10 protein-coding genes are annotated in these 14,042 nt (G+C 69.5%); 3 read left to right on the top strand and 7 right to left on the bottom strand.

Going from position 1 to position 14,042, the window contains the following annotated elements; genetic code table 11:
* Positions 1-49: 49 nt before the first annotated feature.
* The 4 genes from ACZ5CR_RS31630 to ACZ5CR_RS31615 form a co-directional block, all read right to left on the bottom strand.
* A complete protein-coding gene (locus tag ACZ5CR_RS31630) occupies positions 50-2,980 on the bottom strand; it encodes a glycoside hydrolase family 2 TIM barrel-domain containing protein (protein WP_468863716.1) in 2,931 nt (976 codons plus the stop codon).
* 123 nt (positions 2,981-3,103) lie between these two features.
* Positions 3,104-3,967 (bottom strand): ANTAR domain-containing protein, encoded by an 864-nt coding sequence (locus ACZ5CR_RS31625; protein ID WP_468863713.1) that lies wholly within the window; start codon positions 3,965-3,967, stop codon positions 3,104-3,106.
* A gap of 25 nt (positions 3,968-3,992) precedes the next feature.
* Entirely contained in the window at positions 3,993-6,026 is a 2,034-nt protein-coding gene (locus ACZ5CR_RS31620) for a CheR family methyltransferase (protein ID WP_468863710.1), read from the bottom strand.
* Positions 6,026-6,625 carry a chemotaxis protein CheB gene (locus ACZ5CR_RS31615; protein ID WP_468863708.1) on the bottom strand — a complete coding sequence of 200 codons (600 nt, stop codon included), beginning with the start codon at positions 6,623-6,625 and terminating at the stop codon, positions 6,026-6,028. Before ACZ5CR_RS31615 ends, ACZ5CR_RS31620 begins: the two co-directional genes overlap by 1 nt.
* A 150-nt stretch (positions 6,626-6,775) precedes the next feature.
* On the opposite strand from ACZ5CR_RS31615, the gene ACZ5CR_RS31610 reads away from it, so the two are divergent.
* Positions 6,776-9,328, top strand: coding sequence for a polysaccharide lyase family 8 super-sandwich domain-containing protein (locus ACZ5CR_RS31610; RefSeq protein ID WP_468863706.1), 2,553 nt, complete (start codon positions 6,776-6,778; stop codon positions 9,326-9,328).
* A 19-nt stretch (positions 9,329-9,347) separates the two neighbouring features.
* Here ACZ5CR_RS31610 and ACZ5CR_RS31605 read toward each other — a convergent pair whose 3' ends face one another.
* From ACZ5CR_RS31605 to ACZ5CR_RS31595, 3 genes are all read right to left on the bottom strand, one after another.
* Positions 9,348-9,542, bottom strand: coding sequence for a ferredoxin (locus ACZ5CR_RS31605; RefSeq protein WP_389901173.1), 195 nt, complete (start codon positions 9,540-9,542; stop codon positions 9,348-9,350).
* Between the two features lie 18 nt (positions 9,543-9,560).
* Positions 9,561-10,802, bottom strand: coding sequence for a cytochrome P450 (locus ACZ5CR_RS31600; protein WP_468863703.1), 1,242 nt, complete (start codon positions 10,800-10,802; stop codon positions 9,561-9,563).
* A 135-nt stretch (positions 10,803-10,937) separates the two neighbouring features.
* Positions 10,938-11,951 (bottom strand): AraC family transcriptional regulator, encoded by a 1,014-nt coding sequence (locus ACZ5CR_RS31595; protein WP_468863701.1) that lies wholly within the window; start codon positions 11,949-11,951, stop codon positions 10,938-10,940.
* 70 nt (positions 11,952-12,021) lie between these two features.
* Here ACZ5CR_RS31595 and ACZ5CR_RS31590 point away from each other — a divergent pair, with 70 nt between their 5' ends.
* Both ACZ5CR_RS31590 and ACZ5CR_RS31585 read left to right on the top strand, forming a co-directional pair.
* Positions 12,022-13,605, top strand: coding sequence for a flavin-containing monooxygenase (locus tag ACZ5CR_RS31590; protein ID WP_468863699.1), 1,584 nt, complete (start codon positions 12,022-12,024; stop codon positions 13,603-13,605).
* 71 nt (positions 13,606-13,676) lie between these two features.
* The gene (locus ACZ5CR_RS31585; protein WP_468863696.1) at positions 13,677-14,015 is read left to right on the top strand and encodes a CATRA system-associated protein; all 339 of its coding nucleotides are present in this window, start codon (positions 13,677-13,679) and stop codon (positions 14,013-14,015) included.
* Positions 14,016-14,042 lie beyond the last annotated feature (27 nt).

The following is a 14,042-nucleotide window of genomic DNA, read 5'->3' as shown; positions in this document are numbered from 1 at the left end:
ACTTCCAGTCTAGTGCCGAGTCACCGGAAAACCCCGGTCAGAGCGAGGTTCACCCGCCTGGCGGCGGCATCGGCGGCATGGGTGGCTCCTCCTCGGGCGTGGCGTCGCGGTGCGCGAAGGTGAAGGTGAACTGTGCGGGTGCGGCGGGGAGTTCGTACTGCGGAAGGACCCCGGGCCCGCAGGACTGCGAGCCGATGCCGTGCTGGCCGTGGTCGAGATGGACCCACACCGTCTCGCCGGGGGTGAGGTCCGTGCGGTGCGTGGCCGCGTCCAGCTGTTCGGTGGTCCAGCGGCGCGCGGTGAACCAGAAGGCGGGCTCGCCGACCACGCGCACGCCCTCTCCGGTGAAGCCCGCCCGCAGCTCGGCCCAGCGGACGTCCGCACGGGCGCCGTTCTCCTGGGGGCGCACGTACGGGGTCTGCATCCGGTCGACCGGCATGGAGCGGCGGCTGATGTCGGACGCCGCCGCCGTGTCCGGGTACGCTTCGCCGTTGCCGCCGCCGAACCAGTGCGCGTACCCGTACGCGGCGGGAAGGCCGAGCCGGATGCCGAGCCGGGGCAGCGGAACCGTCCACTGGCCCTCGGGCACCACGGAGACCGTGAGGCGCAGCCGGGTGCCGTCGGAGGTCCAGTGGTAGGTGGTGCGCAGGCCGATGTCGCGCGAGGCGGGAGCCACGCGGGTGCGGACGGTGAGCGCTTCGTCGGTCAACTCGACGGCATCGAGACGGTGTTGCATCCGATGCAGGCCGAGCTCGCGCCACACCAGGCCGTTGCGCTGTCCGCCCTGCCAGGACGCCCCGTTGTCGTTGTCGGTGGGGGCCCGCCAGATGTCCAGGCGCGGGGCGCTGGACAGGGGGATGGCGTTCAGGGCGTGCAGTGCGCCGGTGTGGGCGTCGAAGGTGCCCGGGCCGAGATTGATGAAGTGGCCGTCACGCTGGGGCCGTTCGCCGGCAGCGGCGCGGGCGGCGGGACGCGGCGTCACCGCGAACTCGGCCCGCGCGACGACGTGGTCCAGCTTCGTCCAGTTCGTGTCGGCGACGCCCACCAGCGCCGTGAGATGCAGGAAGGTCTCGGCGGCGCGGCTCGCGGGCGGCGCGTCCGGCAGCTTCAGTTCGACGGATTCACCGGGCCCGAGTTCCGGTGGCACGGCCAGCTCTCCGGCCTCGGACGCCGCGTCGCCATCGCTGATGTACGACCACTCGAAGGACAGGTGCGACAGGTCCGCGAAATCGTGCAGATTGGTGACCCTGACCGTCCCCGCGTCCGCGTCGTACGCGAAGCCCACCGGCTGGATGACCCGCTTGTACGCGTCGAGCCCCGGTGACGGCGCCCGGTCGGGGAAGACCAGGCCGTCGCAGACGAAGTTGCCGTCGTGCAGCTCCTCGCCGAAGTCGCCTCCGTAGGCGTAGCCGAGCTCCGGGTGCTCGAAGCCGTGGTCGATCCACTCCCAGATGAAGCCGCCCTGATTGCGCTCATGGGCGTCGAACAGCGCCTGGTACTCGCTCAGACCGCCGGGTCCGTTGCCCATCGCGTGCCCGTACTCGCAGAGGATGAAGGGGAGTTGGAGCCGTGCTGCCGGTCCTTCCGTGTCCTCGCGGCGGCCGATGCGATCGACCTCGGCATGGTCGGCGTACATGCGTGAGTACATGTCGGTGTACACGCAGGACTGGTCGCCCTCGTAGTGGATGAGGCGCCCTGTGTCCCGTGCGCGGATCCAGCGGGCCATCGCGCTCAGGCCGCGGCCCGTCCCGCACTCGTTGCCGAGGGACCAGATGATCACCGAGGCGTGGTTCTTGTCGCGCTCGACCATGCGGGCCGCGCGGTCCAGGAGGGCGGGCGTCCAGCGGTCGTCGTCGACGGGGTTGTCGCGCCAGCCCTGCTCGGTGAAGCCGTGGGTCTCCAGGTCGCACTCGTCGACGACCCACAGGCCCAGCTCGTCGCAGAGGTCGAGGAAGGCGGGGTGCGGCGGATAGTGGCTGGTGCGGACCGCGTTGATGTTGTGCTGCTTCATCAGCAGGACATCGGTGCGCATGGTGTCGAGGTCGAGCGCGCGCCCCGTCCGCGGGTGGAACTCGTGCCGGTTCACGCCGCGGAACAGGATCCGGCGGCCGTTGACCTTGATGACCCCGTCCTCGACGGCCACCGTGCGGAAGCCGATCCGCAGCGGGACGCGCTCGCCCGCGGTGGCCAGGACCCCGTCGTAGAGGCGGGGCGTCTCGGCCGTCCACGGCTCGACGGCCACCGTCACCGACTCGCCCGTCGCGACGTCGACCCCCAGCTCGGGCACGGTGATCCGGCCGTCCACGTCCGAGTCGACCCGCAGCGTCCCGGTCCCCGCGCGGTGGTCGTACGAGGCGTGCGTGAAGAAGTCGAGCGCGCAGCCCTCGGGGCGGTGCAGCAGGGTCACGTCCCGGAAGATGCCCGGCAGCCACCACTGGTCCTGGTCCTCCAGGTACGAACCGGACGACCACTGGTGGACGCGGACCGCGAGGACGTTGCCCGAGGGCTTCAGGAGGTGGCCGACCGCGAACTCGTGCGGAAGCCGTGAGCCCTTGAACTCGCCTAGCTCCGTGCCGTTCAGCCAGACGCGGGCACAGGACTCGACGCCGTCGAAGCGCAGGGCGCCGCCCCCGGTCGCGGGCCAGTCGTCCGGCAGGTCGAAGGTGCGCAGGTGGTCGCCGGTCGGGTTCTCGGTGGGGACGCGGGGCGGGTCGACCGGGAAGGGATAGGCCACGTTGGTGTAGAGGGGCGCGCCGTGCCCCTGCAGCACCCAGTGGCCTGGCACCGCCACGGTGTCCCAGGCCCCGGCGTCGAAGCCGTCCGAGGCGAAGGAGTCGTCGGCGGCGTCGGCGGTCTGGGAGAGCCGGAAGCGCCAACTGCCGTTCAGGGAGAGGGAAATGGCATCCGAGTCCGCATACCACGCGCGGGGCGGGAGGCTGCCGGTGCCGGGGGATACGTCCTCAAGGTAGGGGAGCTCCATGACCTCCATCAGACAGCCGGGAGGAGGGACGTCACAACACTCACGCGGCGGGGGTTGTTGGATTCTCGGCGGGGGAGTTGGACGGATGGTGCACGGGCTACGGATCTCGCCGTACGGCGCGGGTCATCGGAGCTTCAGTTCCCCGGAGATGACACGCTGGGCCACCGAGTCCAGGGGCACGCCCGAGGCGAAGGCCCGTGCCTTGATGAGCGCCAGGGCGTCATTGACCGAACCGCCCGTCTGCTCGGACAGCACGCCTGCGGCCTGGTGGACCGTGGCCCGCAGATCCGCGCCGCCGTAGAGTCCGAGATCCGCGTCCGGCCCTATCAGCACGCCGTCCGCCAGCGCGGCGGCGACCTCGCTGAACTTCCCCGATCTGGCGAGCGACGACGGGGGATCGAAGACCGTGAGCACCCCTATGCAGCCCGACGACACCTTCAGCGGGAGCGCCGCGACCGATCTCAGGCCGAGGGCGGCGATGCCGGAGCCGTAACCGGGCCAGCGGGTCTCGAGCACCGGGCCCGACGCGTACACCGCAAGTCGGGCGCGGACCGCGTCGAGTCCGGGGCCCGCCGTCAGGACGTACTCCAGATCCTGGGCGCCGCGTGAGGGCTGGTCCGAAGCGGCGACCGCGAGTTGGCTCAGATCGGGCCCGACGAGCGTGAGCGCGGCGCTGAGCGTTCCGCAGGCCTCCGCCACCCCCGCCATGAAAAGGGAGGAGAAGCTGCTGTCTGTGGGCTCCGCCTCCACCAGCCGGAGTGCGTACGCCTGCTGGAGGCGGGCCGTGGTGCGATGGCGTTCCGCGATCGCGTGGTGCCGCGTCGCCATCGTCGAGTGGAGCACGCGGCCGGTCTCCACGAAGAGCCGCTCATGGCGCTCGGCGGTCGTCGTCTCCTGCGTGGCGCGCTCGTCCGCTCGGACAGCACGCCGCCGGGCGGTGTCGGCCCGGCCGCCTGTCTCCGGAGAACTGCCCTCCATGGCGCTCATGTCCAACAGCGTACGACCTTGCGGGTCAGCTGCCCCCTGTGTCGGCGACATCTTCCATGAGGAGGACGACACCGCCGTTGTGTCCGTCGAACGGAGAGCAGATGACCGAACAATCGATGTTTCGTCCGATGCGGTTCACCGCGGGGATGACCACGGGGCCCGACCGCTTGCCCGACGCGACGCACCGCTGGATGACATCGCGCAGGCGGTCGGTGGGCAGCCCGAAGTCGAGGGCGAAGAAATGCTCGTCGAGCACCTCGTCCGGGCGCAGACCCCACAGGTCGATCGCGCCACGGTTCCAGTTCTTCGTGCGCATGTCGGCGGAGAGCACCACCACCCCGGCCGCGATGCTGCTCACCACGCCTTCCAGGAAGGCATGCGCCTCGTCCAGATCAGTGGTGCGCAGCCGCATCTCGTCGTTCATCGTCTCGAGCTCTTCATTGCCGGACTGGAGCTCTTCGTTGGTGGTTTCCAGCTCCTCGTTCGTCGACTGGAGCTCTTCGTTGGTGGTCTCCAGCTCCTCGATGCTCGACTGGAGTTCCTCGTTGGTGGTTTCCAGCTCCTCGTTCGTCGACTGGAGTTCCTCGTACGCCGTCTCCAGGTCCTCACGCACGCGCTTGACCTCGGCCTTGAGGCGGGTGGACTGCGTGACGTCGAGGAACGTGACGTTGATGGCGACCGGCAGACCCGGTCCGCCCGGCCCGCTCAGGATCGGCTGGATGTCGATGTCGAAGTACTGCAGCTCGTTGCCGAGACGGCGCTCCGCGCCGCGGACGTGCATCGGGCGGCGTTCGTAGATGGCCTGGTCGATCAGGGAACGGAGCTCGGCCGGCCGGTAGGAGATCTCCAGGTCCTGGAAGGGCCTGCCCACGTCGTTGGGCGTGAGGCCGAACTGGGCCCGTGCCCCGTGATTGACCATGATGACGATTCCGCTGCTGTCCAGGGCGATGCTCGCCCCCGGCGTCGAGTCCAGGACCAGATCACGCAGCTGTACCGTCTGCGGGATCGGCTGCCTTTCCAAAGCCATGCTGACCCTGGCCTTCAGCGGGGGTGTGGCGTGATACGGCGGCCCGTTGCCGCCGGGGCGGCGGCGGAAGACGCGCTGTCGGATACTGATCGCCTCGAAGCGGTCGGTGTCGTTCAGGAGCATCTCGGCCTTGCCGAGGAAGAGGTGACCCCCTTCGCGCAGGGCGAAGTGGAAACGGTCGAGGATCTGGGTCTGCGCCTCCACGTTGAAGTACATCAGCGTGTTGCGGCAGACGAGCAGGTCGAGGCGGGAGATCGGGGCGTCACGGGTGATGTCATGACGGCCGAAGATGACGCGGCGGCGCAGATCCGTCCGGAAGGTGTAGTGGGTGCCATTGCGCTCGAAGTACTTGTCGCGCAGTTCCTTGGACAGCGGCTCCAGGACCTTCGCGATGTACTGACCCGAGCGGGCTTCGCGCAGCGCTTCCTCGTCGACGTCCGTGGCGTAGATCTTGACGCGTTTCGCGCACTCCTCGACGCCGATCTCCTCCGCGAACAGTATGGCCAGGGAGTACGCTTCCTCCCCGCTGGAACAGCCCGCGCTCCAGATCCGGATCTCCTCCTGCGGGCTGACGGTCTCGAGCAGCCGGGGGAGCACGTCGTGCCGCAGGAGGTCCCAGGCGTCCGGGTCGCGGAACACGGAGGTGACGTTGATCAGGATCGTGTTGAACAGAGCACGGAATTCGTCCGCGTCGGTCTCCAGGAGGTCGCGGTAGTCCGCGAAGCCCTGCACTCCGACATCTCCCATGCGCTTGCGGATGCGGCGGCCGAGGGTGGACCGCTTGTAGCCGGTGAAGTCGAATCCACGTGCGTCACGGATGAACCCGAGCAGACTCTCCAGGCCCGGGTCGACGAGCTCGGCGGGCTGCGCTTCGCGCCCCTGCCCCGTCCTCTGATCCGGCTGACGCTTCTGCTCTGCTTCACCCACCTGCTCCGCGTCACGCAGCTCCTGCGCTTCACTGTCCGGTTCCGGACGACCCTGCGCCTCCGGCTCCGCGTTCTGCCCTGTCTCGGCGCCGGACGACTCACCCATCACTGCCTCTTGTCCTCTACCAGTCCGCGGATGGCCGCGGCGATTTCCTCAATACGGAGTACGAAGTCCACGGCTCCGGTCTCCACCGCGGCCTTGGGCATCCCCGTGAACTGTGCGCTCTGCGGATCCTCGGCGATCACGGTGCCGCCACGCGACTTGACCGCCTCCACGCCCATGGCGCCGTCCATGCCGGTGCCGGTGATCACACAGGCGATGGCCTGCGGGCCGTACGCTCCGGCCACCGACTCGAAGAGCAGGTCGGCCGAGGGGCGTACGAAGTGCACAAGCTTACTGTTCGACAACGTCAGTATCCCGTCCGGCCCCACCAGGAGGTGTCGGTCGGGCGGCGCCAGATACACGGTCCCCGGCTCGATGCTCTCCTGGTTCTCGGCCAGCTTCACTACGAGTTCCGTGCGCCGGCTGAGGACCTCCGCGAGGAGCGTGCGGTGACGGGGATCAAGGTGCTGGACCACGAGGATGGGCACGGGCAGCTCGGGGCCGAGTTCGCCCAGGATCGCGACGAGCCCCTGAATACCTCCGGCGGACGAAGCGATGGCCACGACGGCGAACGGCCCTGGTGTGTGCTCTTCCGACCTCACACCGTCAAGCGTAGTCGCTGCCGGTCCGATCGGTACCGGGACGCGGGACGGCGTTGCGCTCAGCCTTGTCGCCGTTCGGGGCGTCTGCTTGACTCCGCCCGCCAGAAAGCCAGGAACGCCTGAACGCCAACCCGACCGGCGGAGGTCGCCATGGAGATCACCCGCAGACGTCTGCTGTCCGCCCTTTCGGCCGCCGGTCTCCTGACGGTGCTCCCCGCGCTGCCCGTGAGCGCCGCAGAGGCCACGGCGGACAGCGCCCGCCTCCTGGCCAACACCGCGGGGATCTTCGCGGGGACCACCGAGTCCAACGCGCGCCCCGAGACGGCCGCCAAGCTCCTCGCGATCGACAGGACGGCGCGGACCAACCTGACGTCGATGGACGACGCGGGAGAGGGCGAGCTGTTCGCGGGCCTGGCGCTCGGCACGGACGAGACCAACCTCAACACGGCCTTCAAGCGGCTCTACGAGATCGCCCTCGCCACCCGCGTCCCGGGCACCCTCTCCGACCTCTACGGCGACACCGCCGTGCAGCGCCGGGTGATCGACGGCCTCGGATTTCTGCACGAGCGCTACTACGGCGATCAGTCCAAGGGCTACTACGGCAACTGGTTCCACTGGGAAATCGGCATCTCCCAGCACGTCAGCAAGACCCTCGCGCTCCTCGTCGACGAGGTGCGGACCTACAAGCCCGACCTCATCGCCACCTACGTCGCCTCGATGGACGCCTATCTGCGCAACGGCACCGGCGGGGACGTGAACCTCGACTCGCGCTTCCACACCGGCGCCAACCTCGCCGACATCACCACCAACCGCATCCTGCAGGGCGCGCTCATCGGCGTGGGCGGCGAGGCCCGTATTCGCAAGGCACTCACCGACCAGCTGACGGTCTTCGTCACCATCGACCCCTACCACCTCCGGCACGGGGTGACGGACGGCTATTACGCCGACGGCTCCTTCATCCAGCACGCCTCCGTCGCGTACACGGGATCGTACGGAAAAGGGCTGCTCACCCGGGTCGTGCAGACCCTCAAGATCCTCGACGGCACGGGCTTCGCGCACGGCGAGGAGCTGCTGCCGACGGTCGGGCGGTGGGTGCGTGACGGGTTCGCGCCGCTCATCTTCGAGGGCTGGATGATGGAGATCGTCAAGGGGCGTGCGGTGTCGCGCCCCGACAGCGGCTACACGGACGTGGCGGTCGTCGTCGAGGCCGTCGTGGACCTCTCGTCGCTGTCCACCGGCGCCGACGCCACCGCCCTGAAGAGCTATGTGAAGCACATCAGGTCGACCTCGCGCGCCGCGCTCAACCCGACAGGATTCGTCTCGCCGGTCAGCATCGTGCGCTACGCCGACATCATCGGCGACACCTCCGTGCCGCCCGCCGACCTGAACCCCGCGTCGCGCAGCGTCGCCTTCAACGCCATGGACAAGCACGTCCATCGCCGACCGGGTTACGCCTTCGCGCTCGCGCGCAGCTCCGACCGGATCAGCAAGTACGAGTACATGAGCGGCGAGAACCTCATGCCGTGGTTCCAGGGCGACGGCGCGTACTACCTCTATCTCTCCGGGCAGGACCAGACCCAGGCGTACGGCGTCGACTACTTCACCACGGTCTCGCCGTACGGCCTCGCGGGCGTCACCGCCCCTGTCGAGCAGCGCCGGACGATCCCCGAGCTGTACGGGAAGCCGTTCTACGACAACCCCGGCCACCCCCTGAACTTCACCTCCTCCTCCGAGTCGCAGAACACCTACGTCTACTTCCCGCGCGGCACCAACCGGCACTCCGGGGGCGCGGTCCTCGGGGCGTACGGCGCGGTCGGGGCGGTGCAGTCCAGTGATGTCGCCTTCCGCGACCGGGAGCTGCTGCCGGACGACTTCGTCGTATATCGCAACGCGACGGCGACGAAGTCGTGGTTCCTGCTCGACGAGGAGATCGTGGTGCTCGCGGCGGGGGTGGGTGACGGCGCGCGGCGCGCTGTGACGACGACGGTCGACGCGCGCGTCGCGGCCCCGGACGACCAGGTCTCCGTCACGGGCGAGCTGCGTGACGGCCGCCCGTGGAGCGGCGCGGGCAGCGGTGACCTCCGTTGGCTGCGCTACGCCAACGCCACGCGAAGCACCTCCGTCGGCTACGTCTTCCTTGACACCCCGAAGGTGCGGGTCGCCCTGGGAAAGGTCACGCGCAGCCGCCGGATCGTCCGCACCGCGAACCCGGACACGGCGGTGACGCGCACGGTCCTCGGCGTGAGCGTGGACCGGGCTGCCGGGGCCCGGCCGCTCTCCCTGGCCTACGCGCTGGTGCCGAACGCGGGCGAGACCGGGCTGAGGTCGTACCGGGGCGGGCAGCCGCTGAAGGTGCTCGCCAACACGGTCCGGATGCAGGCCATCGGCCACGCGGGCCTCGGTCTGACCGCCGCGAACACCTTCACGGCAGGCGGTCACGAGGTCGCCGGGCCCGCCGGGCTACGGATCGAGGGCCCCGCCTCGGTGCTCGTACGGAGCGAGAGGCGGGGCCCGACGACCGTGGCCGTGTCCGATCCGACGATGGACCGCGACAGGGTCGGCGTGCTGCTGCGCGGCCGTTCCCTGCGGCAGGTCGAGGCCGACGCGGGGGTGCGCGTGAGCCGGGTCCACGGCGGGACCCGGATCGACGTCGACACCCACCACGCGTACGGACGCAGTTTTACGGTGACGCTGCGCGGTTAGGGCCGGTACGACGGCCCGGTCAGGACTCGTCGACGGTGACCGCCTGCACCGGGCAGGCCCGTACGGCCTCACGCACCAGGGGGTCGCCGCCCCCGTCCTCGCGGCCGGGGAGCACCTCGCTGAAGCCGTCGTCGTCCTGGGTGAAGACGCTCGGAGCGGTGAGCGCGCACATCCCCGCACCCACGCACCGCTCCTGTTCGACATGAACCCGCACGCTCGTCTCCTCCCTCGCCTACCAAGTGACGGGGAGTTCGAGCATCCCCTGGATCGTGTCGCCCGGTTTGAACGGGATCTCCCGCGCGGGCACCGCGAGGCGAAGCTCCGGCATGCGCGCGAAGAGCGTCCGCAGGGCGATGTCGATCTCGGCGCGGGCGAGGTTCTGGCCGAGGCACTGGTGAATGCCGAAACCGAAGGCCAGGTGGTGGCGGTCGGCGCGGTGGAAGTCCAGTTCCTCCGGTGTCTCGTACGCCGCGTTGTCGCGGTTGATGAGGGAGGTGGAGAAGATGACGCCGTCGTCCGCGCGAATGGTGCTGCCCGCGACATCGATGTCTTCCTTCGCCACGCGCAGCATTCCGTCCGCGATGGACAGGAAGCGCAGCAACTCCTCGACGGCGGCGGGCATCAGCGTCTGCTCGGACCGCAGTTCGGCGAGCTGCTCCGGGTGCTGGAGGAGCGTGAACGTGCCGAGGGAGATCATGTTCGCCGTGGTCTCGTGCCCCGCGATCAGCAGGATCGTCGCCAGGCTGACCAGTTCCTCGGTGTCGAGCGCCCCCTCGGAGAGCTGCCGGTGGATGAGCTCGTCGAGGAGTCCGTCCCCCGGCTCCCGGCGTTTGCGTTCGATCAACGCGTAGAAGTAGGCGTCGAGTTCGTCTCTCGCCCGCTCGGTGTCCTCGGCGCGGGGGCCGCGCAGCAGTCGGCGCGACTGTTCCTCGAAGAATTCGTGGTCGGCGTACGGCACGCCGAGCAGGGCGCAGATCACCATGGAAGGAACCGGCAGTGCGAACGCGCTGACCAGCTCGGCCGGTGACCCCTGTGCCTCCATGGCGTCGATGAGCCGGTCGACCGTCTCCTGGATCCGTGGGCGCAGAGCGGCGATCCGCTTCACGGAGAAGCTGGGGATCAGCATCCGGCGCTGGGTGTTGTGCACGGGGTCGTCGACGCCGAGCAGGGCGACACGGCGGTTGCGTACCTTCGCGAAGCGCTCCGTCGGCGCGGGGAACGCCTCGTTCTCGCGGTCGGTGGAGAGGCGCGGGTCGATGAGCAGGTCACGGGCCGTCCCCTGCCCGGTGACCACCCAGACGGAACGTCCGTCGAACAGCCGGACCCGGGAGAGCGGACGGGCCTCGCGGAGTGGTTCGTACGCCTGTGGCGGGTGATAGGGGCACGTGCGGTCCTGCGGGAAGGCGACCGCTTCGGACGTGACTGCTTCGGACGCGATTGCTGAGGTGGGTTCGGACGTGACTGATTCCGTCATGGACTTACCTCACAAGCGGAGGGGCTCCCTTTACCTGTCCCATTGGATGCCTGGGGCATCTACTTGGTCCACGACACAACAAGCCAGATAGCGGCCTGTTCTACGGCCGAATCTGGCCGGAACCGAGCCCTCCGCTCACCCCGCTTCTGCGTTGTCCCCGCTCCGTACCGCTCGCGGTGTCGCACCCCACCAGCGTCGGCAGCAGCGGTTGAGAGCCGACTGCTCGGAGAGGCCGATGAGCAGGGCGATCTGGCCGAGCGGCAGGTCGGTGTCGACGAGATAGCGGCGGGCGGCGCCGCGCCGCTCCTCGTCGACGACCTCGGCGAACGTCGTGCCCGCCGCGCGCAGCCGTCGCTGGAGGGTGCGCGGATGGACGTTCAGGAGACGGGCGACCGTCACGATCTCGGGCGGCGACGTACCGAGCGAACGCGCGACGACGGCGCGGACACCGCTGACGGCGTCCGTGCACTCCGTGGGCAGCTGCTCGTCCAGGTACGCGAGTGCGAGGCGGCGCAGATGCGCGTTCCCCCCGCCGAGCGGTCGGTCGGCCAGGCTGAGCGGGACACGCAGCAGTGCGGCGGGGCGGTCCGCCTTCACCGGGACGCCGAAGAAGTCCTCGTACACCGAGAGCGGAGCGAGCAGCGGATGCGGCAGCTCGACCGAGCCGAGGCCGTACGGGCCGACGAGGTAGACGATGGCCCGGTGCATGAACCCCAGGGAGAGATCGATGCCCTGGGGCGGCGCCTCGACCCCCTCGCGCACGCCGTAGCGCAGGGCGGCCACCCCCGGAGTGCCGTACGGGTCCGGCTCAAGGCTGAGGCTCAGCGAGCGCGCGTGGACGAACAGATAGCGCGTGGTGCACTCCAGGGCGTCCCCGAGGGTGGCGGAGTTCTGGATGGCGAGCGCGAGGGCGCCGAGCATGCCGAGATCCTGCCGGGTCGCGATGCGCAGGCCGAGATCCGGACAGCCGAGATCCTCGGCGGCGAGCTCAAGTACCGTGGCCATCGCCTCCTCGGGCACCAGGAGGTCGTCCCCGTCGAGGGCGGCCGTAGGGCAGCCCGCCTGCCGGGCATAGGCTTCGGCGTCGCCGCCGAGCTCCGCCACCGTCGCGCGGAAACCGCGAAGACCCGCCGATCTGATCACGGACATGTCGTCCAGGGTCAAAGATCTGTCGCCCCGGGTCAATTCCTGCCGGGTGTGCTTCCGGACACTGAGGAGCATGACGCACACCGCAGACTCCAGCGCCGAAGGTACCGATGGCACCGCCGGTATCGCCGCCCCGCCCGAGCACATCGACGTCGTGATCGTGGGCGCGGGCCTCTCCGGCGTCGGCGCCGCGTACCGGCTGCAGACCGAGTGCCCCGAGCTCTCGTACGCGATCATCGAGGCCCGGCAGTCCATGGGCGGGACGTGGGACCTGTTCCGCTACCCGGGTGTGCGCTCGGACTCCGACATGTTCACGCTCGGCTACGCCTTCAAGCCCTGGCGTGACTCGAAGGTGCTCGCCGACGGCCACTCCATCCTGAGCTACATCAAGGACACGGCAGCGGAGTTCGGCATCGACCGCCACATCCGCTACGGGACCAAGGTCGTCGGCGCAGACTGGTCGACCGCGACGGCGCGCTGGACGGTGACGCTGGAGCGCACCGACGAATCCGGCGGCCGCACCCTGACCACGGTCACCTGCGACTTCCTGTACTCCTGCACGGGCTACTACAACTACGACCAGGGCCACGCCCCCGAGTTCCCGGGCGCCGAATCCTTCACCGGCACGGTCGTGCACCCGCAGTTCTGGCCCGAGGACCTCGACTACGCGGGCAAGCGCGTGATCGTCATCGGCAGCGGCGCCACCGCCGTCACGCTGGTACCCGCGATGGCGGAGAGCGCCGCACACGTCACCATGTTGCAGCGCAGCCCGACCTGGATCGGCTCGCTGCCCTCGCGGGACAGGCTGGCCGACGGCATCCGGGCCGTCCTGCCCGCGAACGCGGCCCACCGGGTCGTGCGCACGAAGAACATCCTCTTCGCCATCGGCCTCTACCAGTTCTGCCGCCGCAGCCCGAAGGCCGCACGGCGACTGCTCACCGGCCTCAACAAGCGCATCGTCAAGGACGACAAGCTGGTCGCCGACCACCTCACGCCGTCCTACGACCCGTGGGACCAGCGGCTGTGCGCGGTGCCCGACGCCGACCTGTTCGAGGTCCTGAAGACGGGCGACGCCGAGATCGTCACCGACCACATCGACCGCTTCGTCCCCGAGGGCATCCGGCTGAAGTCCGGCCGCGTCCTGGAGGCCGACGTGGTCGTGACCGCCACCGGACTCCAACTCCTCGCGTTCGGCGGCATCGCCCCGCGCGTCGACGGCCGACAGGTGGAACTGAACCGGCAGTTCGTGTGGCGCGGCGCGATGATGACGGGCGTCCCGAACTTCGCCGTCTGCATCGGCTACACCAACGCGTCCTGGACCCTGCGGGCCGACCTGACGTCCCGCCTCGTGTGCAAGGTGCTCAACCACATGCGCGAGCACGACTACGCGGCGGTGGAACCGAGGCCGACGAGCACCCTGAACGAACGCCCGCTGCTCGACCTGGCCTCCGGATACGTCCAGCGCTCCATCGACGCGTTCCCCCGACAGGGCGACCGCAGCCCCTGGAAGGTCCGGCAGAACTACGTCCTCGACGCGGCGTCGACGATGCGCACCAACTTGCGCAGGACGCTGGCGCCCACGCCGGTGTCCGCCGTGCGGGGGGCGCGGGCGGCGGCGGATTCTCGCGGCCGAACATTTCAGATTCCCCGGCGTTAGACGGGTTCTTCGACGATAGACTTTACGTTCGGGGATGCGGGGAAAGCGTGCGGCTCATCGGGGGAGGGCTCATGAGACCACAGCAGATCATTGGGCGTCTTGAGGAGATCGAGGGCTGGGAGCAGCTCACCGCAGAAGAGTGGCGCATCGTCGGTGACGTACTGAACCGGATCGGCGCCGCGCTCTCTGAAGGGGACGACACCAAGATCAGGAGTGTGCTCGCCCCGCTCGAACCCTTGGAACGAAAAGAGGCGCGCCGCGCACGGGCCGAGTTGGGCGCGAAAGGCATAGCTATACCGGCGCAGCAGCGGGAGCAACGCAATCATCTGATCGAACGGCTCACCGCCGACCTGCGCAGTCCGGAGGGACGCTCCCCGGGCACCCGCGAGGGCCGGGGCACGTCGGCGTGAGCAGGCGTGCCCGAGCCGCAGAACGTC

This window comes from Streptomyces sp. NPDC031274 (assembly GCF_055570235.1).
The sequence above is the reverse complement of the archived record's forward strand: the minus strand, read 5'-3'. Positions and strand labels throughout refer to the sequence as shown.

Coding starts and splice junctions, on each gene's coding strand:
- ACZ5CR_RS31630 (WP_468863716.1), bottom strand. CDS start 2,980: ATGGAGCTCCCCTACCTTGAGGACGTATCCCCCGGCACCGGCAGCCTC.
- ACZ5CR_RS31625 (WP_468863713.1), bottom strand. CDS start 3,967: ATGAGCGCCATGGAGGGCAGTTCTCCGGAGACAGGCGGCCGGGCCGAC.
- ACZ5CR_RS31620 (WP_468863710.1), bottom strand. CDS start 6,026: ATGGGTGAGTCGTCCGGCGCCGAGACAGGGCAGAACGCGGAGCCGGAG.
- ACZ5CR_RS31610 (WP_468863706.1), top strand. CDS start 6,776: ATGGAGATCACCCGCAGACGTCTGCTGTCCGCCCTTTCGGCCGCCGGT.
- ACZ5CR_RS31600 (WP_468863703.1), bottom strand. CDS start 10,802: ATGACGGAATCAGTCACGTCCGAACCCACCTCAGCAATCGCGTCCGAA.
- ACZ5CR_RS31595 (WP_468863701.1), bottom strand. CDS start 11,951: ATGTCCGTGATCAGATCGGCGGGTCTTCGCGGTTTCCGCGCGACGGTG.
- ACZ5CR_RS31590 (WP_468863699.1), top strand. CDS start 12,022: ATGACGCACACCGCAGACTCCAGCGCCGAAGGTACCGATGGCACCGCC.
- ACZ5CR_RS31585 (WP_468863696.1), top strand. CDS start 13,677: ATGAGACCACAGCAGATCATTGGGCGTCTTGAGGAGATCGAGGGCTGG.